20 protein-coding genes are annotated in these 22,019 nt (G+C 69.0%); 10 read left to right on the forward strand and 10 right to left on the reverse strand.

All coding sequences use genetic code 11. From position 1 onward, the window contains the following. Window positions 1–2 precede the first annotated feature (2 nt). Window positions 3–1,112 carry a biotin/lipoyl-containing protein gene (locus CHC09_RS30580; RefSeq protein ID WP_089296702.1) on the forward strand — a complete coding sequence of 370 codons (1,110 nt, stop codon included), beginning with the start codon at window positions 3–5 and terminating at the stop codon, window positions 1,110–1,112. Between the two features lie 71 nt (window positions 1,113–1,183). Here the strand turns inward: CHC09_RS30580 and CHC09_RS30585 are convergent, their stop codons facing one another. Beyond that, window positions 1,184–1,534, reverse strand: a complete 351-nt coding sequence (locus CHC09_RS30585; RefSeq protein WP_089296703.1) for a DUF1330 domain-containing protein — start codon at window positions 1,532–1,534, stop codon at window positions 1,184–1,186. A gap of 304 nt (window positions 1,535–1,838) precedes the next feature. Here CHC09_RS30585 and CHC09_RS30590 point away from each other — a divergent pair, with 304 nt between their 5' ends. The 4 genes from CHC09_RS30590 to CHC09_RS30605 all read left to right on the forward strand — a co-directional run bounded on the left by CHC09_RS30590 (window position 1,839) and on the right by CHC09_RS30605 (window position 5,354). Further along, window positions 1,839–2,684 (forward strand): hypothetical protein, encoded by an 846-nt coding sequence (locus tag CHC09_RS30590; RefSeq protein WP_143232673.1) that lies wholly within the window; start codon window positions 1,839–1,841, stop codon window positions 2,682–2,684. 118 nt (window positions 2,685–2,802) lie between these two features. After that, a complete protein-coding gene (locus CHC09_RS30595; protein ID WP_089296705.1) occupies window positions 2,803–3,600 on the forward strand; it encodes a hypothetical protein in 798 nt (265 codons plus the stop codon). Window positions 3,601–3,642: 42 nt separating this feature from the next. Then, complete coding sequence (locus CHC09_RS30600) at window positions 3,643–4,767, forward strand: SMI1/KNR4 family protein (RefSeq protein ID WP_143232675.1); 1,125 nt, start codon at window positions 3,643–3,645, stop codon at window positions 4,765–4,767. A 284-nt stretch (window positions 4,768–5,051) separates the two neighbouring features. Further along, window positions 5,052–5,354 (forward strand): hypothetical protein, encoded by a 303-nt coding sequence (locus tag CHC09_RS30605; RefSeq protein WP_089296707.1) that lies wholly within the window; start codon window positions 5,052–5,054, stop codon window positions 5,352–5,354. Window positions 5,355–5,485: 131 nt separating this feature from the next. Here CHC09_RS30605 and CHC09_RS30610 read toward each other — a convergent pair whose 3' ends face one another. The 8 genes from CHC09_RS30610 to CHC09_RS30645 form a co-directional block, all read right to left on the reverse strand. Next, window positions 5,486–6,805 (reverse strand): lipase family protein, encoded by a 1,320-nt coding sequence (locus CHC09_RS30610; RefSeq protein WP_089296708.1) that lies wholly within the window; start codon window positions 6,803–6,805, stop codon window positions 5,486–5,488. A 184-nt stretch (window positions 6,806–6,989) separates the two neighbouring features. Further along, window positions 6,990–8,024 (reverse strand): glycosyltransferase family 2 protein, encoded by a 1,035-nt coding sequence (locus CHC09_RS30615; protein WP_239138577.1) that lies wholly within the window; start codon window positions 8,022–8,024, stop codon window positions 6,990–6,992. A gap of 68 nt (window positions 8,025–8,092) precedes the next feature. Next, window positions 8,093–11,257 carry a DUF4082 domain-containing protein gene (locus CHC09_RS30620; RefSeq protein ID WP_239138576.1) on the reverse strand — a complete coding sequence of 1,055 codons (3,165 nt, stop codon included), beginning with the start codon at window positions 11,255–11,257 and terminating at the stop codon, window positions 8,093–8,095. Window positions 11,258–11,316: 59 nt separating this feature from the next. Beyond that, on the reverse strand, window positions 11,317–12,501 hold the full coding sequence (locus tag CHC09_RS30625; RefSeq protein WP_089296709.1) for a hypothetical protein: 1,185 nt from the start codon (window positions 12,499–12,501) through the stop codon (window positions 11,317–11,319). After that, window positions 12,498–13,298, reverse strand: coding sequence for a glycosyltransferase family 2 protein (locus CHC09_RS30630; RefSeq protein WP_089296710.1), 801 nt, complete (start codon window positions 13,296–13,298; stop codon window positions 12,498–12,500). Before CHC09_RS30630 ends, CHC09_RS30625 begins: the two co-directional genes overlap by 4 nt. Before the next feature lie 11 nt (window positions 13,299–13,309). Further along, complete coding sequence (locus CHC09_RS30635; protein ID WP_239138575.1) at window positions 13,310–14,794, reverse strand: oligosaccharide flippase family protein; 1,485 nt, start codon at window positions 14,792–14,794, stop codon at window positions 13,310–13,312. Further along, on the reverse strand, window positions 14,791–16,137 hold the full coding sequence (locus tag CHC09_RS30640) for an O-antigen ligase family protein (RefSeq protein WP_089296711.1): 1,347 nt from the start codon (window positions 16,135–16,137) through the stop codon (window positions 14,791–14,793). Before CHC09_RS30640 ends, CHC09_RS30635 begins: the two co-directional genes overlap by 4 nt. 16 nt (window positions 16,138–16,153) lie before the next feature. Next, complete coding sequence (locus CHC09_RS30645; RefSeq protein WP_179277350.1) at window positions 16,154–17,080, reverse strand: Wzz/FepE/Etk N-terminal domain-containing protein; 927 nt, start codon at window positions 17,078–17,080, stop codon at window positions 16,154–16,156. A gap of 215 nt (window positions 17,081–17,295) precedes the next feature. On the opposite strand from CHC09_RS30645, the gene CHC09_RS30650 reads away from it, so the two are divergent. The 4 genes from CHC09_RS30650 to CHC09_RS30665 all read left to right on the forward strand — a co-directional run bounded on the left by CHC09_RS30650 (window position 17,296) and on the right by CHC09_RS30665 (window position 20,806). After that, the gene (locus CHC09_RS30650) at window positions 17,296–17,979 is read left to right on the forward strand and encodes a hypothetical protein (RefSeq protein ID WP_143232679.1); all 684 of its coding nucleotides are present in this window, start codon (window positions 17,296–17,298) and stop codon (window positions 17,977–17,979) included. An 82-nt stretch (window positions 17,980–18,061) separates the two neighbouring features. After that, on the forward strand, window positions 18,062–19,312 hold the full coding sequence (locus CHC09_RS30655; protein ID WP_239138574.1) for a glycosyltransferase family 4 protein: 1,251 nt from the start codon (window positions 18,062–18,064) through the stop codon (window positions 19,310–19,312). Further along, entirely contained in the window at window positions 19,309–20,151 is an 843-nt protein-coding gene (locus CHC09_RS30660; protein WP_089296715.1) for a glycosyltransferase family 2 protein, read from the forward strand. Before CHC09_RS30655 ends, CHC09_RS30660 begins: the two co-directional genes overlap by 4 nt. Further along, window positions 20,144–20,806 carry a polysaccharide deacetylase family protein gene (locus CHC09_RS30665; RefSeq protein ID WP_089296716.1) on the forward strand — a complete coding sequence of 221 codons (663 nt, stop codon included), beginning with the start codon at window positions 20,144–20,146 and terminating at the stop codon, window positions 20,804–20,806. Before CHC09_RS30660 ends, CHC09_RS30665 begins: the two co-directional genes overlap by 8 nt. Here the strand turns inward: CHC09_RS30665 and CHC09_RS45530 are convergent. Beyond that, window positions 20,790–21,131: a hypothetical protein gene (locus CHC09_RS45530; RefSeq protein ID WP_143232681.1), complete on the reverse strand. Its 342-nt coding sequence runs from the start codon at window positions 21,129–21,131 to the stop codon at window positions 20,790–20,792. The genes CHC09_RS30665 and CHC09_RS45530 overlap by 17 nt on opposite strands. Before the next feature lie 164 nt (window positions 21,132–21,295). Between CHC09_RS45530 and CHC09_RS30670 the strand changes: the two genes are divergently transcribed. Then, window positions 21,296–21,805 carry a hypothetical protein gene (locus CHC09_RS30670; protein ID WP_143232683.1) on the forward strand — a complete coding sequence of 170 codons (510 nt, stop codon included), beginning with the start codon at window positions 21,296–21,298 and terminating at the stop codon, window positions 21,803–21,805. Window positions 21,806–22,019 lie beyond the last annotated feature (214 nt).

Raw genomic sequence — 22,019 nt, forward strand, 5'->3', positions numbered from 1 at the left:
TGGTGAATCCCGTCCTGGTGCCCACCAACGACGTCAACAGCGAACACGGCATCCTGGTGATGTGGTTCGCCGACGACGGCGCCGAGGTGGAGAAGGATGAGCTGCTCGCCGAGGTGGAGACGAGCAAGGCGGTCCTCGAGGTGCTCGCTCCGGTCGGCGGGGTGCTGCTGCACACGGCCGCCAAGGGGACCGAGGTGCCGCTCTCGCAGCCGATCGCGCACCTCTTCGAGGATGCCGCGGCCCGCTCCTCGTTCATCGAGCAGCAGGCCGCCGCCGCGGCGGCCGCGCCCTCCCCGGACGGCCCGCGGGCGACGGTGAAGGCTGTGCAGCGCGCCGCCGAGCTGGGCGTCGACCTGTCCACGCTGAAGCTCGACCGGCTGATCACGGTCAAGGACGTCGAGGCCGCTGTCGCTCCGGCGGTCCCGGACACGCTCCCCGAGCCGCTGGTGGGCGCGCCCGGGCGGCAGCGGATCCTGATCATCGGGGCGGCGCTCGGCGCGACCCAGGTGCTCGACATCCTGGCCGGCAGCAGGACCCAGCAGGCGGTGGCGATCGTCGACGACGACACCTCCCGGTGGGGTGCCGAGGTGCACGGGGTGCCGGTGGTCGGCGGCAGTGGCCGGCTGTCCGAGCTGTTCGCGACGGGCGTCTTCGACGCGGCGATCATCGCGATCGGGAAGTCGCCGGCCGTCCGCGCCCGCTTCCGGGAGGCGTGCTCGGCGGCCGGCGTCCCGCTGGCCAACGCGATCGACCCGACCGCGAAGATCGCCACCGATGTGGAGCTCGGGCAGGGCAACATCATCTGCGCGTTCTGCCACGTCGCCACGGGGGTGCGGATGGGCGACAACAACTTCTTCTCGGCGTACAACTCGTTCGATCACCACAGCGTGATCGGCTCCGACAACGCGAGCGGGCCGTCCTGCTACACCTCCGGCAAGGTCACCATCGGCTCCCGCATCCGCTTCGGCACCGGCATCGTGATCGAGCCGGACGTGGTCATCGGCGACGACGCCGCGATCGCGTCGGGAGCGGTGATCGTCAGCTCGGTCCCGGCCGAGCACGCGGTCAAGACCAAGATCGTGACAACGACGGTGGTGCCGCTGCGGCGCTGAGATCGGCGTTCGACCGCCGGCTCCACGTTCGGATACGGCTGGAGCCGGCGCGCTCCTGTCCGCGCCGGCTCTCAGGACTCCGGCTCGGCGGCCGCGCGTATCGCGGCGGCGGTCTGCCGGGCGTCGTAGCCGGGGGCGACGCCTTCGGCGAGGATGATGTCGCCGGCGATGTGGGCGGTCCGCAACGGCAGGATCTTCCGGTACGCCGGGGACGCGTACCAGTCATGGGCCGAGTCCAGGTCCGGGAAGGCGAGCAGGACCAGCGTTCCCGGCCACTCCCCCTCCACGACCTCGACCTCCGGGCCGTGTACGAGGAAGCGGCCGCCGTACGGGTCCATGGTCTCCTGGATCAGTTCGATGTAGGTGATCACGTCGTCGTGGCTGGACGTGGTACGCAGGTGGGCGACGGCGTATGCGGTCATCTCGGTCCTCCCGGTGCGATCGTGCTCCCGATCGTGCCGCCCACGCACCGCGGCGGGCAATTACCCGCGAGGTAAAGGTGCGTCGTTCCGCTGTCCCCTACCGCACGCCCCAGCGGTTCTCGTGACGGCGGCTGCTCCCCGGTCGCCGCGGACGAGGATGACGTGTCCGGCGACCTACCCGACGGCCGGACATGGCAGCCGTCCCCGCGTCGCCCAGCCATCGACCGTGCGCGCGTCAACTCACTGATCGAAATCGGCCGCGTCGGCCCCTGCGCATGTGGCGGCCGTCGATACCATGGCCGCCATGGAGGGCAGGGTTCGGCATCATCGCCGCGGACCGGGCCTGATGACGTCGATCGTCATCTGCGTCGTGTTCGTCGCGATGTGCCTGCTGTATGCCACGATGCGGGCGGTTCTCCAAGTCGGAATGGCTGATCTTGCGAGCCGTTACGAGTGGATGCGGGGATGGCGACCGCCGACGGTCCTCGCTGGGCTGTTTCTGATGATTGCTGTCCCACGGAACTTCCTGCAGAAACGCCGGCTTGCACGCGTTCGCAGGGATTTCGAACGATGGGAGGCCGCCTCCGGCTGGATCCGTGGCCGCGTAGACCGCGTCTGGCCGTGGACCAATCGCATCCTGGCGCCCGACATGGTGACCGTGACGTCCGCGTTCGACCGCGAACTCGCCGGCCTCCCGGTCACCATCGGTGAGCTTTCCTGGATCGACGACGGACTCAGTGACGCCACGGACCGCTGGAAGGGCCGCGGCATCTTCGCCGTCGTGCGACTTCCCGGGTCACCGCCGGACTTCGCCGTCCGAAGTTACCGAACGGTCTATCGGCAGCGTGCCGGCGAGGACGAGTTCCGGCGACGGTTCCGAACGATTTTCAACGACACGGTGGACGCCCGGCGCCTCGACCACGACTTACCAAGAGAGGCCCATGTGAACGGCGAAATACCGCCGTGGACCCTTCTGGACGGCGAGTTGTTCACCATCGTATCGATCGAGAAAGTGGTAACGCCGGAGGCGATGGAGTCAGCCGCCTCCGCCACCCTACGGGTCGTCGAACTCACCGGCCTGCGATCGAATTGGGCGCCGATTCCGCCACCTGTGCAGAAGTCCGGGTCCGTCGACTCGGAAACGAACTGACGCACCCGAAGGCGGCATGGAAGCACGACGACCCTCGCTGCACGTCGAGCGCGGAGCGGTGGAGTCACGCCCTCGATGGGAGCGCGCGACTGAAAGGCAGAATGTCGGGGTGGATGCCATGTCTCTGCATTGCGCGACGCGCCGGTACCTGATCGATCGGTACGACGTGCTCACCCGGCGGTATACCGAGCGGGTTCACGGCGACACCAATCCGGAGGCGAAACGCATCTATCCGCGCTACAACCTCGTGGCGGACATCCTGGACCAGGTTGAGCGGCTTGATCCGGACAACCTTCCGGGTATGGAGTCGCTCACCGGAGTATTGCTGCGGGCCGCAGAGGTGGAACAACCCTCGGATTCGTCGGCGGCCGACGACATCGAGGGCCGAGCCGTCCAGGACGAACGGGAACGGTACCGATCGATCGTGCGGGCCTTGCCCTCATGTCCGGACTCCCGGACTTCTCCGCTCGGCTACCGTCGTGTGCTCACCACTGAGGAGTCCTCGGCTTGGCGCCTCCCGTTGCGACGCCGGTGGGGCGTCGAGGATGGCATCTGGCATCCGATGCTGGCCGGCCCGGTACCAACGGGTGTTCTGGTACTGACGGATGCCGCGGTGATGCACACCGAGGGTGCCGAGGTGGTCCGCCGAGCATTGCGTGGGATGGGGCGGCAGCGGGTGGTCGAGCTGCGTGAGTACGGTGCCGACTACCTGCTGGACGTCGAAATGTTCAGCCCGCGATACACCGGTGCTGAAGGGCTCTGGACCGATGCCCACGAGGACTGGCTCGCATACGCCTCGCACGAGGGCACCGTGGCGTTCGGCGGTGCCCTCGCCGACGCGATCGAAGCGCACTGGCCCGATCTGGATAGATGGCGTTGGCACGGCTGGGGCCATCTCGGCACAGTCGCGCACTGATCCTCGCAAGCAGCGCGACGGCGAGTGACCTTAAGGTAGGTCGTGGCTTTGAGCGGGCGGCCCCGAACGGCCGAGCAGTGGCGAGACTACCTCGCAGGGTACAGCGCGGATTTCCTCCGGGTCGCCGACGCCGATCGGCTCAGCGAGCTGGGGGACGAACGGCGGGCCTCCGGGTGGCTCGGGTTCGCCGGCGCGGAACAGGACGCGCTCGCCGCCGTCGAGGAGCGCCTCGGGGTCGCGCTTCCCCCGGGGTACCGGGCCTTCCTGGAAGCCTCGGACGGGTGGCTCGAGATGGGGCCGTTCGTGTGGACGATGCGGACCACGGCCGACGTCGGATGGCTGCGGGACATCGAGCCCGAGATGTGCGAAATGGGGTACGAGGACGACGAGTTGATGGCCCGGGCGCTACTGGTGTCCGCCGACGCGGACGCATGCCACTGGCTGCTCGATCCCGCGGATGTCAGCGACGACGGCGAGTGGGCGGCGTACGTCTGGGCGTCGTGGTATCCGGGTCTCGGCGACCGCTTCGATTCGTTCGCCGATCTGGTCGCCGCCGAACGGGAATCGTTCGAGGATCTCAATGCCCGCGACGGGCGGGCGGTCGAGCCGGCCGGGGCGGCTGAGCTGGTCGCCGAGGGACGGCGGATGGCCCTGCGAGGCGATGCTGAGGGGGCCGCTGAGCGGTTCGAGTCGGCAGCCCGTAAGGGCTCGGGAGCGGGGCAGTACCTTGCCGTCGTCGTGGCGGCGTTCCTGCAGCCTGACGTGCAGCACAGGATCCGAAACGATGTCCTCGGGCATCCGCACGTGATCGAAGCGGTCGGTGCCGGGCGAGTGCGCGCCGAACTCGTGCCGCTGTTCTTGCAGCGCGAGTCCGGCGCGTGGGCCCGGCAATTGGTGAAGGAGACGCTCGGTGAGATCGGCGATGCGCCGGCGCCGCCAGAGCCGCCCGAGTTCACCGCAGCACTGGAACAGGCCCGCGAGCTCGCCCGCCAGGGCGACACCGAGGCAGCCTGGTCGGTCTTGGCCGCAGCGGTGCCACGGTGGCACAGCGACGACCCACTGTGCATCGCGCCGTTGACGCTGCTCACCGATCCGGTGTTGAGCCCGCTGATCACCCCGCAGCGGGCCACCTTGATCGCCGCCACTCCGAGAGTCGACAATCACTGACCAGTCCGGCACGGCGCCCAGCTCTTCGTCGATGGCTCCGCCGTGCACAGAGCGCAACGCAATCCACTGCTCAGCAGCCCTTTCCAACATCTCGCGATCTGCATGACCGAGGCCGTGGCCCTCTACGAAGAGCGGCAGATTCGGCCAAGGTGACCCATGGTGGTGCAATGACATACACGCATTGCGGCAGATCAGTACATCTGGATAGGTCGCTGGGATTCGATAGCTGCGGCTTCGGCGTTCAGCCTCGATCCGCCGAAACATGCTGCTGCTAGCGTCGCGCCATGGTCGATCAGGGTCACCGGCTCGCCGCTCGGGTGATGCTCGGCGGCGTGCTGCTGTTCGCCGCCTACCATCTCGTTCGTGACGTTGCGACGACCTTTTTCGGCATTCACATCGGCGTCATTGATGTGGCGCACAGACCACACGCTTGGTGCCGCCCGATCTGTGACTACGTCACCATGCCACTGGAGCTGTTCAACATCATAACCGTCGCGTTCCTGCTCTGCCGGGACCGACTGGGAACGCTGGCATGGATCAACATGGCGACGGTTCCACTCTGGTTACTCTTCTGGCTGCTGCCGTAGGTCGGGTCCGGCCGAAAGGTAGCGCCTGCCCTGACCGTCGGGATGACCGGCAAGAGCGGCTCGGGCTGGTCCCGGCGGTGGCATCGGTGCCACCACCACCAGGACCAGCCCGAGCCGTCTCGGCGAACCGGCTACGGAAGCAGGGGCAGGATCAAGCAGTTCGAGTGTGCCGCATTGCCGGCGAGCCGGTCACCGAGCCACTCGATGGCAGCGCCCTGATCGGCCAGCAACGGTCCGGCGTGGTTCAGCAACGGGCTGATCGTCGGCAGCAGCATGACCGGGGCATAGACCACCTTGCCACCGAGGTCGCACCAGTCGGCGGCCATCGTGCGTGCCTGGCCGTGCGGCACCAGGTTGTCGCTGACGCCGGTGGCGACGCGGACCACGCCGGCCGGCTTGCGAGTGCCGATGAGCTGGTCGCCGATGAACGATTTCAGGCGGGGTTCGACCTTGACGATATCGATCACGGACTTGCCGCTCGTGGTCCACTCCGTGCTGCGCTTCCCGGCGAAGGCGAGGAGTGCGTCGCCGGCGCACATCGTGGACAGCCGCCTCAGTGCGGTGCGGCCGCTGTCGGTGAGGTACTTGTCGACCACCGGCTGAAGGCTCGGGTCCGACTGCATGAACCCGTTGACCGACCAGCCCAGCGCACCGGTGAGCTCACTGCCGTCGATGGCCGCCGTGACGTCGGCCAGGTTGGCCGGTGGCGCGCCCGCGTAGGTGGCCGTGACCCGCACGTCGGGGGCGTACGACGACTGCAACTCCGCCGCTGAGGCGACCGCGCCACCACCCTGGCTGTAGCCGTAGAGGCCGATGAGCGAATTCGTGGTGATCGAGGTGTTCGGCAGCGCGCGCGCCGCCCGGGCGGCGTCCAGCACGGCGTGGCCCTCGTCCACCCGGTTGACATATGTGTGCAGCCGGTCCGTCGAGCCTAGCCCCACGTAGTCGGTCTGCACGACGGCGATGCCCTTGAGCAGCATCCGGTACATCGCGAGAACCTCGTACCCGATGGAGACTGTCAGCTGGTCCTCTTCGGTCCCCACGATCAGGCCGCGCTGCAGGGCCAGGGAGGTGGAGCACTGGTCGCCCTGGCCCATGGTGCCGGGCGCGAGGACGACCAGCGGCCGCGCCCCCGGGCCGGACCAGGGCACGGCCGGCTCGACATACGCGCCGGTCACGGCGACCGGCTGGCCGGCCGAGTCGGTGGATTTGTACATGATCCGGGTCGCGGTGCCGGGCAGGCGCCCGGTGATGCCGGGCAGGGACAGCGCGAGCGGGAGCGGCTCGGTGCGGATCAGCGTGCCGTCGGCCGCCGGCAGCGTCGCGGGCGGCGTGTAGAAGCTGGGGATCGTGACGGTGGCCTCCGCCGCCGCGGGGGAGGCGACGGCGACGCCGGTGCTCACGAGAACGGCGGTGAGCAGCGCGGCGGGAACGCGGGTACGCAGGAACATCCGGTCTCCTCGGCTGAGCCCACGCAGCCACCCGGTCGGTGGGCCGGGCAGCCGTGGTTACCGGAAGGTAACCAGCGGAACCGAGACATTCCAGATGGCCGATTTATCACTCCCGTTGTGCGCCGGAAACATCGACGACTCAATCTCTCCCCGGCGAAGCCGGAGAGCAGCGACAACGCGCTGGTCAGATGCCGCGGCGGCGCCAGGACTGCCACCAGAGCCACTCACGGCCCTTGGACGCGACGGCCGACAAGACCAGAGGCTGCAGGTACGGCATGGTCTTGGCACCGATCCGCCTACGCATCGCCAGGGCCCGATACTCGGGAAGCTTCCTGTACTCCGGCCAGACCTCGGCGGCGAATCCGACCAGTTCGTCCTCCGGCACCACCGCCGTGCGGCCCCGGTCGTACGCGCGAAACGCCCGTCGCAGCGCGAACCGGGCCAGCCGCTGATGGACCATCGCGTCCAGCCGATCCCTCTCCGGCAGCAGATCGCCGCACTTGGCCAGCACCGACTCGTACGCGATCTTGCGCTCCCGCAGGTCGTCGACCGCCCCCGCGTCGACGTGCATGTTCTGCCCGTGCAGCCGGTAGTACGCCTGGTCCGCCTTCACGTAGCCGACGTCGGCGTGCGACGCCAGCCGCATCCACATCTCGATGTCGGCGGCGTGCGGCAGCTGCGGATCGTACCCACCGACCTTGCGCTGCAGGTCGGTCCGGACCACCACCTCGGGCGAGGTGATGCACCCGGTGCCCTCCCGGAAGCGCCGCTCCAGCCACCAGTGCCCCGGGTAGACCGTGGTTGCACCGGTGCCGGTGTTCGCGGCCGGCGGCGGCCCCGGATGCTGGAAGTGGACCGGGTGGCCGTAGGCGAACCCGACGTTCGGGTTCGCGTCGAGCAACGCCACCGCCCGGGTGAGCGCCCCGGGGGTGAGCATGTCGTCGGCCGACAACAGCGCGACGTAGTGGCCGTCCGCCCACTCCAGCAGGCCCTCGTTGTACGTCGCGATGTGCCGCTTGTTCTCCTTGTGCACCCGGACCTCGACGCGCGGGTCGCTGGCGGCGATCGCCTGCGCCTTGGCGGCCGAATCGTCCGGCGAGGCGTCATCGATGATCAGCACCCGGACGTCGACGCCCGGGTTGTCGAGCACGCTGTCGACACACGCCCGCAGGTAATCGCCGTACTTGTAGCACGGGATCACGACGCTGACCGAACTCACCTTCTGCTCCCCCAGTGAAGTCCAAGTTGAGAGGGCCCGGCGCCACCCCGGCGCCGGGCCCCGATGATTCACAGCGCGGTGGTGAAGACCGCGTCGACCCAGTAGTTGCTCGCGTTCCAGCTGGACGTCGGGAACGCCTTGGAGGCGCTCGCCGTGAACAGCCCGTTGTGCCCGGTCGCCGAGTCGGCGACGGCGGTCAGCGGGTACGAGCTGTGGGCCGAGGAGAAGTAGGCCCCGCTGTACGAGTAGAAGCCCTCGTTGGTGTGGTACGACACGACGTACGGCGTGTTCGCCGTGATCGCCACCGGGGTGGCGAACAGCAGCGTCTGCCAGCCGCTCGACGTCTCGTTGGTGAACGTACCGGTGGCGAGCTCCTGCCCGGTGTCGCTCCACAACGTGCCGGTGTGCGTCCCGGTGTTGCGGTCACCCTTGTAGAACTTCACCCCGGTCACATAGCCGTCGACCGCCGAGATGAACCGCATGCCCAGTTCCAGCGCGGCCGCCTCGCTCGCGCTCTCCACGTCCGGGGTGGACGCCGGGCTGAACACCGTGCACGGGCACGACACCCCGATGCCGGTGGTGAACTGCCAGGTCACCGGCGCGGTCATGGCGTTGCCCCACAGGTCGGAAGCCTGCACCGAAGCGGTGTACTCGGTGTTGGCGGCCAGGGCGCTGTCCGGCGTCAGGGTCGCCTTGCGGGTGGTGTCGTCGTAGGCGACCTTGGCCGCGACGTTCGTGCTCCCGGCCTTCAGCGTGAAGGCGACGGTCGCCGGGTCCAGGTCGTGGTCGAAGGTGGCCGACACCTTGGTGTTGCGGGCGACGCTGGCGTCCCCGGCCGCCGGCGACTTCACCGTGACCGTCGGCGGCGTGGTCGAGGCCGAGCTGGTCTCCACCACCGCGTCCACCCAGTAGTTGGTGTCGCCCCAGCTCAGGTTCGGGAAACCACCACCGGCGCCGTACTTGTAGACGCCGTTCGCGCCGGCCACCCCGGACTGCAGCTGCTTCACGATGCCGTCACCGGCGCCCTTGGTGCTGAAGTAGCCGCTGGAGTACGAGTAGTGCCCGGTCGGCGTGTAGTACGACACGACGTACGGGGTGTTCGCCGCGATCGCGACCGGGTTGCTGAACGTCATCTTCTGCCAGCCGCTGGCCGTCTCCCCGGTGAAAGTGCCCGAGGCGAGCAGTCTGCCGCTGGTCGTCCAGAGCTTGCCGACGTGCGTGCCGGTGTTCGTGGTCGCCTTGTAGAACTTCACACCGGTGACCGTCGCCGGGACCGCCACCTGGAACTTCGCGCCCAGTTCGTTCGGGTTGCCGTCGAACGAGTCGACGTTGGCCGGAGCGTCGGTGGGCTTGTACGTGGTGCACGGGCACTGCTGCGGGCCGACAGTCAGGTTGACCGTCTTCGTCGTCCCGAAGTTCACGCTGTCGTCGACGCCCCGCACCTTGATCGTGGCCGCGCCCTCGGTGACCGGCGTCCAGGTGTAGGTCCAGTTCGCCAGGCCGGTGGTCGCGTTCCAGGTGGTGCCGCCGTCGGTGGAGACCTCGACCCGGCCGAGCTGGCCGCCCGTGTCGCCGGCGGTGCCGGTGACGGTGATCGGCGACAGCTTCGGCACGGTGGTGCCGGCGGCCGGCGCCGTGACGTTCACCGTCGGTCCGGTCGTGTCGGTCGGCAGGGTCGGCGTGACCAGGTTCGACTGCAGCGTCTTGGGCATCGCGCCCATGTCGGCCAGCACGTTCGCGGTGGCCTGCTGCATCCGCTTGTCCTCGGCGGTGGCCGGGCCGGTGTGCAGGGCGCTCAGGCCCCACGACCACTGGACCGTGCCGGAGCCGAAGACCAGCGCGCCGGAGCTCGCGTCCCGGTACATCATGATGTTGTGGGTGGCGACCCCGTTGCCGTAGTTGTTGCCCTCGTCGAGCAGCATCGTGCCATCGGTGATCTGCAGGGTGGTCGAGGAGAACTGGATCGCGCCCGGCGGCCGGGCCGCGTTCTCCACGTCGGAGTCCCACTCGTAACCGAGCGTGCCCACCGGGAACGTGGCCACCTCACCGTCGTTGAGGTTGCGGATCGTGGTGTCCCGCCACAGGCGCATGTTCTTGAACTTCGAGGAGACCGTGATCGCGTCGTTGCGGTAGCCGTTGACCGAGAAGAGCGTGCTGGTGATCTCGTTCTGCGGCTTGTTCCCGCCGGTCCCGGCGCCGGCCGGGTCTCCCCAGGTGCCGGTCCACTGCCCGCTCGGGTCGGCGACGCCGTTCGGCGGGTTCTGCTTCATCTTGGTCATCTTGTAGCTGACCAGGGTGCGGTTCGCGCCGCCGTCGGTGGCGATGGACGACTCCCAGCGGGTCCGCCAGAACGCCTCGTTGCCGCTGAAGAACGCCAGGTTCACGCCGGCCGCGCGGGCCGCCTTGACGTTGTCCCAGATGCCCTGGTCCCAGTACTCGTCGTGACCCGAGGAGAGGTAGACCTTGTGCTTGGGCAGCAGCGCCGGCTTGGTGGAGACGTCGAGGTTCGACGCGTAGCTCACGTCGTAGCCGTTGCGCTCCAGCCACTGGATCATCGGGTACTCGCTGGCCAGGATCGCGTTGTCGCCGGCGATCCGCATCGGCCGGTTGTAGCTGACCTTGTACGCGCGGCCGTCCGGAGCCGGGCCGCCACCCTCGTAGAGGTTCTGGCCACCCCACGAGTTGTACGCCTGCCAGGTCTCATCGGACGTCTGCACCAGGATCTTCGAGGTGCTGTTGTCGTTGGCGACCACGAACGGGTACGGCATGTAGCCGACACCGTCGCCCTGGTCGAGCACCGCCAGGTAGACACCGGACACCGCGTCGGACGGCACGGTCCAGGTGACGTTCGCGGTCCAGTTGCCGCAGTCGACCAGACCGGTCGCCGTGTCGTGCAGGCAGGCCGACTGGACCTTGGCCGGGAACGTGGTGGTGGGCGACGACGGAACCTTCCGCGCGCCGTCACCGCCGTAGTAGCCCAGCCGGTAGAAGGTGACCGTGAACGTCGTCGGCGAGTTCACCTTCATCTTCAGCGTCTCACCGGGCTGGACGCTCACCTTCGTGGTGAAGCCCTCGATGTCACCCCACGAGCTGTCGCCGTACCAGTCCTCGAGCGGGGTGCCCTCCTTCGAGTTCTCGCACACCACCGGGTTGGAGTTGACGCCACATGGATCGTCGGCCGCGAGCACCGCCGCGGGCAGCAGGACGACGGCGCCGGCGACCAGTGCCGACAACGCTCCTGAAACGAGCCTGTTTATCACATCTTGCTCTTTTCCTGGCAAAAGAATGGATATCACTTAGGCTGTGGAACCTTTTTCTTCGTGGGCACCCCGTCGATCGTTCCCACCACGTTGTTCGACCATTCGCCATAGGTCGCCGAACAGTTCGAGTCGCAACCGCCCGCGGCATCCCAATGGGTAGGCCCGAAGACGTTGTCGGTAACTCGCAGGTCGGCGCCGGTTTGGGCATAGAGGCCATAGGCGCCGAGCGAGATAAAACTATTTCGTACGGAATAATTGCGCAGCACCGAGCCGTCGACGCTCTGCGTGAAGAGAACGGCCGTGATGGCCTTCCAATAGTTCTTGACCTCTTTGCCGCTGTGCGCGTCGATCCCCGGTTCCAGGCGGCTGTTCTCGATCGTGACCGGGCCGGTTCCGCCGTACGGGAAGACCCCGCCGGTGTGCGCCTGGGCCGGATCGGTCAGATTGGCGATGAAGTTGTCGTGCAGCCAGCTGTGGCGGATCGTCGTCCGGGCGCCGCAGAGACACATGCCGCCGGTGTTCGCGACGTCCACCCGGTTCAGCGTGATCGTGCACGTCTGGCAGTCGTTGATGGCGTGGTCGTTGAGCGGCGTGCTCTTCTCGCCGAGCCCGACCGGCTCCGGCCGGATCGTGACGTTGGTGAGGTTCAGCTTCAGCGACGCGGACCCGTCGGAGTTCACCAGGATCGCGCGGTTCTGGGAACCGGCCGGCGGCGCGATGATCGAGTTGGTGATGTTGACCGTGCCGTGGCAGCTGGTGCCGACGTAGATGAACGCCTTGAAGTACATGTGGTCGAGGTTCTTGGTGCCCTTGCAGTCGTACAGGTCCCACTCTTTGCTGTCCTTGTTGCTGGGGTTGACGACCTTGTACCCCTTGGGGACCGGCAGGGACTTGTCGGACTGCTTGTAGGGCTTCACGCCGGGCGCGCCGACCGAGAAGCGGGCCGGGTACCGGCCGCCACCGGTCGCGTTGACCGGCAGCGCCCTGGGCTTCGAGGGCGCCGCGGTCGGCTCCTTGGCCGGGGTCGACGCCGAGGGCCCGCTCACCGCGCCGGACGGCGGCGTCCGGCCGACCGTCACCCCGGACGTCGCGCCCGCCTGGGCGGCCGGATCAGCCGCCTTCCCGCTGTCCCGCATCAGGGCCACGACCACGGCCGCGACGCCCAGCAGCACCGCCAGCGCGCCGGCGAGGAGAAGATTGCGCCGTCGGGCAGTCATGCGAGCTCCCAGGGGGTCCAGTAGCTGTCCGGGTTGATGGTGTAGTTCACGGTCGGCTCCGGGATGTGCTCGACGCGGTGCCGGCGGCTGAACCGGTAGACCAGCTCCCAGTCCTCCTTCGGCGCGACCGACGTGGTGCGCCGCAGGCGGCTGAAGCGGGTGCTGGGCAGGCGCCGCAGCACGAGCGGGTTGTTGTCGAGGTAGCACCGCTCCCAGGCGAGCTTGCGGTCGAAGGGCACGGACAGCACGTCGCGTACCGTCCCGTCCGGCATCAACCGCCGCATGGCGGTGTAGACGGCGTCCGGACGATTCTCGTGCTCGAGACCGTCCAGCCGCTCGAGCGCGGTCTCCAGGTGGTGCGGATCCCAGGTGTTGTCATCGTCGAGGAACGCCACGAACCGCGAGTCGGTCAGGCCGATCCCGACGTTGCGGCCGACGCCCGGGACATTGATGTTGTGGCGCAGGCCCACCACGTGCAGCCGCGGGTCGGCCGGCAGGTCGGGCAGCCCACCGCCGGCGTCGTCGACCACCACGAGGACCAGGTCCTTCATGGTCTGGGCGAGCACCGACTCGACGGCCCGCAGCAGGCCGTCGGGGCGCTTGTAGGTGAGCACGACGACGGCCGCCCGGGCGCGGGGACGCACCCCGCCGGGCATGGTGCGCAGCAGCCGGCGTACCTCGGACCGCTCGAAGCGGCCCATCCCGACCGCGGTGTGCCCGAGCAGGACCTTGTTGCGCAACTCCTCGAGGGGCAACCACCCGTAGCGGTCACGCAGTCGCTGCTTCAGCGAACGCATCTGTCCTTCTCCTAGGAGGGATCGGTGGCGGTGGCCGTGGCCGCGAGCGTGGGCTCGTCGGCGGTCGCCGGCTCGGTGCCGGGCTCGCCGGACCGGAGGCGGGCGACGATCGGCAGCGCGAACGGGAGGTAGGCGGCGAGGGCGGCGACCCCCGCCACGGCGAGGCCGACGAACCCGCCGCCCAGCCAGTGGTGCGCGAGCCAGGCGGCCACGCCCATGGCCACGCCGCCGAGCACCGGGCGGACGCAGACGGCGAGGATCCGCCCGGCCGGGATACCGAGCCGGCCGAGCACCACCACGAAGACCGGGGCGACAAGCAGGCCGGCCACCACCACGTGCCCGGCGGCGACACCCGGCACGCCCCACAGGTGGGCGCCGAGCAGCAGGATCGGGAGCAGCGAGAACAGCCACCAGGCCTGCATCAGCATCAGCGTCTTGCGGACCCGGGTGGCCAGGCAGTCGTACGCCAGCTCGACGGCCGTGCGCAGCAGCCCGAGAGCGACCAGGAACTGCAGCGGCAGCGCGGCGGCGGCCCACTGGTCGCCGTAGACGAACGTGATGATCGGCTCGGCGAGCACGCCGAGGACCACACAGATCGGCACCGCCGCCGCGATGACCAGGGTGAACGCCCGGATGAAGCCGGAGGCGAACTCCGCCGGCGAGGAGTCGGCGAGCCGGGAGAAGCCGGCGAACGACACCCGCCGCGCGGTCTCCGACACCATCCGGACCGGCCAGCTCGACATGTTGAACGCCATCGCGTAGATGCCGAGCGCGGCCGGTCCGAGCACCGAGCCGACCACGACCGAGTCCACGTTGACGATGCCGAGCGTCAGCAGGCTGGCCGAGGCCAGCGGCAGGCCGTACCGCAGCAGTTGCCGGGCCTGCTCCGGGTTCCAGCCGAAGCGCAGCATGCCGGGCGCGCAGAGGCTGAAGCCCACCAGCGCGACCAGGTTGCCGATCAGCGAGCCGTAGGCGAAGCTCATCGCGCCGAGGCCGGCCGCGGCGAACGCGATCGTGGCGACGGTGTTGACGGCGAAGTTGAGGATGTCGACCACGGTGCGGCCGAACTGCCGGAACTCCCGGTTGAGCTGGCCGAGCGGGACGCACGCGATGCCGTCGATGATCACGCTGATGCAGAGCACGCGCAGCATCGTGGTGGCGTCGGGTGAGCCGAGCAGCCGGGCCAGGGTGGGTGCGGAGAAGTACAGCACCACGTAGAACGCGGTGCTGCTGAGCGTCGAGATGGTCAGCACGGTCGGCGCGAAGCGCCGGATGTCGCCCTCCCAGCGCACCAGGGCCAGGCTGACGCCCATCTCGTTGAGCGACAGCAGCATCGCCAGGACCAGCAGGCCGACCGCGTAGAGACCCCACTCGTACGGGCCGAAGAAGAGGCGGGCCAGCACGACACCGGAGGCGAAGGTGCCGACCCGGCGAACGATGGTGTTGACCATGCTCCAGCGGGCGGCCGTAGCCACCCGTCGGTTCAAATCCGTCACTGTGCAGAGTCTCCGATTCCGGCCGCTTCGCGACGGGCGATGCTCAGGTACGCACCTGACAGCCCCAACATCAGAAAAGTGGATCCGGCCACGATCGGGAAGCTCAGAGTGTCGAATGTGGCCGTTACGACGAGCATCACGAACCCGACGGCCACAAAGGCCTGACCGGTCTCCCGGCGTGCCGGATCGGTGAATCGGCGGCGCCCGGCACCGCCACAGTGGATCGTCGTGACGTACAGGCCCACAATGGCGGCCAGACCGACAACGCCGACCTCCAAAAGGCCGAGCAGGTACTGATTGTCGGTGAAGCGGTACAGGTCCGGCAGGAACGTCCCGGGGCCGCGCCCGAACCAGAGATGGCCGTCGAGGAACTCGCTGACGCCGGCGCTGGTCGCGGTGCGTGACTGGGTGCTGTCGTCACCGCCGTCGAGCATCGCGGTGAAGAGGCCGATCAGGGTGCCGACCAGGCCGGGCACCAGAACCCGGGTGGCGGCCAGCGCCGGGATCATCACCATCAGGCTCCGGACCACCCGTTCGGCCGGCCAGGCGAGCAGCAGCACGATCAGGACGATCGCCAGGCCGACGACCGACGTACGGGACACGGTCATCACCGAGGCGAGCGCGATCAGGAAGACCGGCGCCCAGCGCTTCCAGGTCTTCCGGTCGGTGTCGTAGAGGGCCTGCTGGATGGCGAACGGCAGGGCGATCACCAGGGTCGCGGCCAGTTCCAGGGTGTTCGACGCGGTGGCCGTGGGCCGGACGAAGTCGCCGCGGGCGACCAGCTCCGACGCCGCGTTGGAGGAGAGGCCCGGGATCACGATCCAGGCGGTCAGGCTCTGCTTGAGCACGAACTCCGCCATCGCCAGCGCCGCCACCCAGGTGCACAGCTTGACGAAGAGCCGCAGCAGCCGGTCGATCTGCCGGTACTCGGTCAGCGAGGTGGTGAGCAGGATGACCGGCAGCCAGATGAGCAGTTGCAGCAGGGCCCGGTCGGCGGCGCTGTACTCCGACGCGTCGGCGTCGCGGCGGCCGACCGCGACGTACGCCAGCAGGATCGCCACCATGTAGAAGAGCAGCGCCACCCGGGGCGCCCGGGTGTACGGCGTGGTCTGCACCCGGCGCATCAGCCAGCTGATCGCATACCAGAGCAGCGCGGCGAGCAGGAAGAGATTGGCCACCGTGCCGGTCGCGCCGATGCTCGCGACAACCAGCCGGGCCGGGACGACCAGCAGCAGGACGATGTAGATCGCGAGCAGCGAATCCGGCCCGAGCGTGCGCAGGCGCTGCTGTGAGCGGTAGAGACGGCCATGGCGGGGAGCGGTGGTGACGCTGACGTCCCGCACGGCCGAGCGGCGAGCCTCAGCTGCCGTTGACCCGGTTGGCATTCTGGCCCCCACGGTCCCCGTTCGACTGGTAGGTCGTGGAGAGGCCAGGCCGGCGCGGCTGGGTCTCCTTCTGCACGGTGGCGGCCGGACGCGGCGGCATCTGGATCCGCTGGGTCTTCTCCGCGTCCGATCCCGGTCCCGGTATGGATGTCGGCGGGAGCGGGCGCTGGGCCGGGGCCGTCGGCGGGAGTTGAAGGACCACCGTGCCCTCGATGTCCGGCGTGGCGGTGGCCGCGGCGGAGACGCTCGGCGCCTCGATCTCCTCCGCCTGGGCGAGGGCCGCCCTGCGACGCCGGGCCCGGCTGAGACTCTCCACGACGAAGGTCAGGATGAACGCGAACGCCAGGGTGCCACCGGCGGCCACGATCACCAGCTTGAGCTTCGCCTTCATCTCCATCTCGGGCTTCTGCGGCGGGATGACCTGGGTCAGCTTGATCCGGTTCTTCTCGGCGACGTTGTTCTGCCGCTGGATGTCGTCGAGGGCCACGCCGGCGTACCTGGCCAGCTCGTTCGCGGAGGCGATCAGGTGGTCCTGGTCCTCGCCCTTCAGGGTGATCGTCAGGAACGGGCCCTGCGCGTTCTCGGCGAGGGCGACCTCGTACTCCTCGGTGATGCCGGCGTTCTTGAGCTGAAGGACGGTGTCGGTCGACTGCAGCCGGCGGCCGAGGAAGTCGGCGGTGGCGATCAGCGACGCGTCGAAGCTCAGGAACGGGTTTTCGTTACCCTGTGTGGCGGCCTTGGTGGCCTCCGGCGCGTTCAGCAGGCTGACCATGGTGAAGGTCGAGTAGGTCGGCGGCACGACGATGTAGGTGCCGACGCCCAGCCCGATCGCGAGGACCAGCATGGGCACGACGATGTACCAGCGGTTGCGCAGCACGCGCAGGATCTCGCCGAGGTCCACGGACGCCTCTCTAAATTTCCGCCAGGACGTCTTTCGTCGCCACGGAGCTCTACATCGGAACGCCGCCCCGGCGGCCCCCCCGACACACCAGCGCCAAGCTATACGACTAACGCGACAGTGGCTATTGGACACCCGATCCTAATCGAACTTGACGAGATCCGTATCTACAGGCTAGGGAGTGTCTCAGCAGGTCAAGCCCAGGGAGCAGATTAGTCATGTTTCTGTCCGATATGGCCGGAGTGCTCGAGCGGCGCTGGTATCTGATCATCGCGGGGGCGCTCATCACCGCGGCCGCCGCCAACCCGACCGTCCGCACCGACGACCGCTTCCTCGCCTCCGAGGTGCTGATGATCCAGCCCCCGGTCTCGCCGTACGCGCCCAACCCGGTGACCGGGCTGTACCCGTCGATCGCGGTGACCGCGGCCGCCATCGCCAACCGGCTGAACACGGCGGACTCGCAGGAGACGTTCCGGGCGAAGGGGGTCACCGGGACCTACCGGTTCGAGCCGCGCAACACCGGGACCAGGCAGGAGCCACGCTATGTGATCGGCTCGATGTCGATCACCAACATCAGCACGGACGAGGAGGACGGCCTGCGCTCGCTGCGCATCCTGAGCAGCACGTACGAGCAGGAGCTCAAGGAGATGCAGGACGAGTGGCGGGTGCGCAAGGATCTGCGGATCACGGTGGCCACGCTCGTCCCCGCCACCTCCACGCTGCTGACGCACGCGCCGCTGCGGTCGCTGATCGGCGTGGCGCTGCTCGGCACGCTCGGCACGTCCGCTGTCACATTGTGGACAGACGCGGCACTCAGCAGGCGCCGCAGGAGGGCGACGGCACGGCTGTCCACTGCGGATTCACCGAATTGGACGGAACCGCTGGCCCGTTCAGCCCATTAACTGTGGGCGAGGCGACATCGCTACGCGAGGACGATTCTGGAATGTTGTTCGCGTCAGCAGGTGCCGAACAGGGGGACGCGTTGTGAAGCGACCGAGCGTCACGATTCTGGTGGCGAATCTGCCCGCCGAGAAGGATCGCCGGGTGATCCGCGAGTGCCTCAGTCTCGAGGCGGCCGGCTTCGACGTGACGGTGGTCGCACCGCGCGGCGACCGTACTCTCAAGATCCTTCCGGGTAGCGAGCGCACCCGCCTGCGGCCGTACCCGATCGTCGTCTACGGCAGCGGTGTGCTCTCCTTCGCGCTGGAGTTCCTCTGGTCGTTCGTGTGGATCACCATCCGGCTCCTCGGTGAGCTGTTCCGCGGGCGGGCCCAGGCCGTGCAGGTGTGCAACCCGCCGGACATCTACTTCCCGCTGGCGCTGCTGGTGCGGGCCCTCGGGCGGCCGTGGGTCTTCGACCACCACGACCTCTCCCCCGAGGTCTACATCTCCCGCGGCGGTGAGCCGAACCCGCTGGTCTCCCGGGTGCTGGTGCTCTTCGAGAAGCTGACCCTCCGTACGGCGACGGCGGTCTTCGCGACCAACGAGTCGTTCAAGGCGAACGCCGTGAGTCGTGGCGTCGATCCGTCCAAGGTCACCGTGGTCCGCAACGGGCCGGCCTTCGCCGAGATCGCCCCGGCGCCGAGCGAACGCGCCGAAGGGCCCTACCGGGTCGTCTACCTGGGCGTCTTCGGCCCACAGGACAACGTCGAAGGCGCCGTCCTGGCCGCCCAGGAACTCATCGAACTCCGCGGCCGCACCGGCTGGCGGATGATCCTCGCCGGGGACGGCGAGACCGCCACCGAGCTGCGGGAACTCACCGAGGAACGCGGGCTCACCGACGTCGTCGAGTTCACCGGCTGGCTCAACGGCCCCGAGGTGGACGCGCTGCTGCGGGACGCCGACGTCGCCCTTCAGCCCGACCTGCCGAACCGGATGAACCAGCTCTCCACGCTGGCGAAGACGGTCGAATACCTCGGGCGTGGTGTCCCGGTCGTGGCCGCCGACCTGATCGAGACCCACGCGACCGTCGGCGAGGCCGGCCTCTACGTGCCCAACGGCACCCCGGCCGAGTTCGCCCAGGCGATCAACGCCCTGCTCGACGATCCCGACCTGCGCGAACGGATGCGCAAAATCGGTCAGGAACGGTTCCGCGACTTCCTGTCCTGGGAGCATCAGTCAGCCGAGTACGTCGCGGTCTGGCGCCGCCTGCTGCGCTTCGACAACACCGCCCGGATCCCCGCCCAGCGCCGTCCCTCCCCCACACCGTCGCCCACCCCGACGGACGCGCCGTGACCAGCGTCGTCATCGCCGCGCACAACGAGGCCGCGGTGATCGGCCGCTGCCTGGACAGCCTGCTGGCCGACGCGGCACCCGGCGAGTTCGACGTGACCGTCGCCGCGAACGGCTGCACCGACGACACGGTGCGGGTGGCGGCCGCGCGCGGCGTACGCGTGATCGATCTCCCCGACCCCGGCAAACCCGGCGCCCTCAACGCCGGCGACCTCGCCGCCGCCGGCTTTCCCCGCGTCTACCTGGACGCGGACGTCATCCTGACCACCGACGGCCTGCGCGCCCTCGCCGCCGCCTGCGCCACCCACCCGGCCGCCACCGCCCGCCGCGAACTGGACCTGACCGGGCGCCCGCTGCTGGTCCGGGCATACTTCAGCGTCCACCGGCACCTGCCCGCGCTGCGCACCGGCCTCTTCGGGCGCGGCGTGATCGCCCTCTCGGCCGACGGGCGATCCCGGTTCACCACCTTCCCCGACCTGGTCGCGGACGACCTGTTCGTGGACTCCCTGTTCACCGCCGACGAAAAACAGCAGGTCTCCTCGGTGCCGTCGGTGGTGGCCACCCCGAGGAAGACCCGGGACCTGGTCCGCCGCCTGATCCGGGTCCGCGCCGGGAACACCGCGATGCGCGCGGCCGCCGCCCGGGGCGAGATCAAGGCGGACGTACGACCGTCCGGGCGCTCCTCCTGGCTCAAGGACGTGGTGCTGCGCCGCCCCTGGCTCGCCCCCGCCGCGATCTGCTACGTCGGCATCACCGTGTACGCGGCACTCCAGGCCCGCCGTCACCCGGCCACCGACTGGGGCCGGGACGAATCCACCCGTCAAGAGGAAGCCCATGCCTGAGCGGATCAACATCCTGTTCCACGGCATCGGTTCGCCGCAGCGGGATCTGGAGCTGGGCGAGGACAAGTACTGGATCACCGAGGACGCGTTCCTCGCCATCCTCGACGAGGTCGCCACCTGGCCCTCGGTCGGCCTCAGCTTCGACGACAGCAACTCGTCGGACGTCGAGATCGCCCTGCCGGCCCTGCTGGAGCGCGGCCTGACCGCGGAGTTCTTCGTCCTGGCCGGCCGCCTCGACCGCCCCGGCAGCCTCGGCGAGGAGGACCTGCGCAGCCTGATCAAAAACGGTATGCCGGTCGGAAACCACGGCATGTGGCACCACCCGTGGCGGGCGATGTCGCCGGCGGCGGCCGACGAGGAGCTGGCCGAGGCCCGGGACCGCATCGCGGCGGTGACCGGGCGGCCGGTGACCCGGGCGGCCTGTCCGCTGGGCCGCTACGACCGGGCCACGCTGGGTGCCCTGCGCCGGCTCGGTTACACGACGGTCCTCACCAGCGACCGACGCCCGGCCCGACCCGGGGCGTGGCTGCAGCCGCGCTTCAGCGTCTACCACGACGACACCCCGGAGACGGTACGCGCGGCGGTCCAGCGCTCTCGCCGGCTTCCGGTCCGCGCCCGCAACGCGGCCGCCGGCGCGGTCAAACGCTGGCGCTGACACCACGGGCCGCCCGGCCTCCCGCGCCACCCGCTCCGCGAACCGGCGGCTGGCGCTGACACCACACGTCGCCGGCGAGCCGCACCGCTCCCTTCGCAACCCAGCGGGCCGACACCGACACCACAACGTCGCCAGCAAGCCGCACCGCACCCTTCACAAACCAGCAGGCCGACACCGACACCACAACGTCGCCAGCAAGCCGCACCGCACCCTTCACAAACCAGCAGGCCGACACCGACACCACAACGTCGCCAGCAAGCCGCACCGCACCCTTCACAAACCAGCAGGCCGACACCGACACCACAACGTCGCCAGCAAGCCGCACCGCTCCCTTCGCGAGTCGGCGGTGGCAGTCCCGCGATGCGTTCTCGAGACGTCGCCCCGGTGAACCCTGTGAATCGCTTGGGGACAGAATGATCCGGCTCGCGGGGCGCGGGGTGTGCCTACCCACATCTCCCGCATCCGACGTACAGGCAGGATGGTTCTCATATGGCGGGTCGAATCTCGGCACGCGCTTTGGACACGGCTGTCGTGGGCACAGCGGTTCTGGCCGCACTCACCCTCCTCGCCGCAGCTTGGCTGGCTGTGCCCGCTCTACCGCCGCTGCCGTTGGGCGTGGCGGTGCTCGGGGCCTTCGCAGCCGGCGCGGCGGCCATCGCGAACGGCCGGGTGGCGCGACGGCTGGCGAAGCATGGTTTCGCCGGGCGTCCGTTCGTGGCCGGACACTGGCGCCTCTTCCGAATCATTACGGCGGCGCTCTTCGTCGCGGTGCTCGCCGTCGTGGTCACGACCATCGTCACCCAGCCCGATCCCTGGCCCGCCGGGCAGCCGGGCATCGTCGACGGCCACTTCTACCTGAACAACCACGGAGCACTCGCTCCGATCACCGAGTCCGAATATCGCCAGGCCCTCAAGTCCAACGGGCTGTTGTTCCTGTGTTTCGCCTTGCTCTTCGATTGCGTGGCGCTACTGACTCTGGTGTGGAACGGCAGGAAGTGAAGATCTGACGAACTCCTTCACATCTCCCCATCGAATGACCCACGCTTGCGCCAGCTCGGCGGCGCTCCATGCGGAGGTCAGCCACCACCGCAGATGACGTTCGGCTGGCCCGGTGACCCTGTCCGCGTCGGTGCGAATGTTTCCGCGTTCGCGGTAACGGCGGCTCGCGCCGGGACCCGGCTGGTCGCCAAAGCAGAGCGCGGCGCGCGGCAGA

The organism is Actinoplanes regularis, assembly GCF_900188005.1.
Taxonomy (GTDB): Bacteria; Actinomycetota; Actinomycetes; order Mycobacteriales; family Micromonosporaceae; genus Actinoplanes; species Actinoplanes regularis.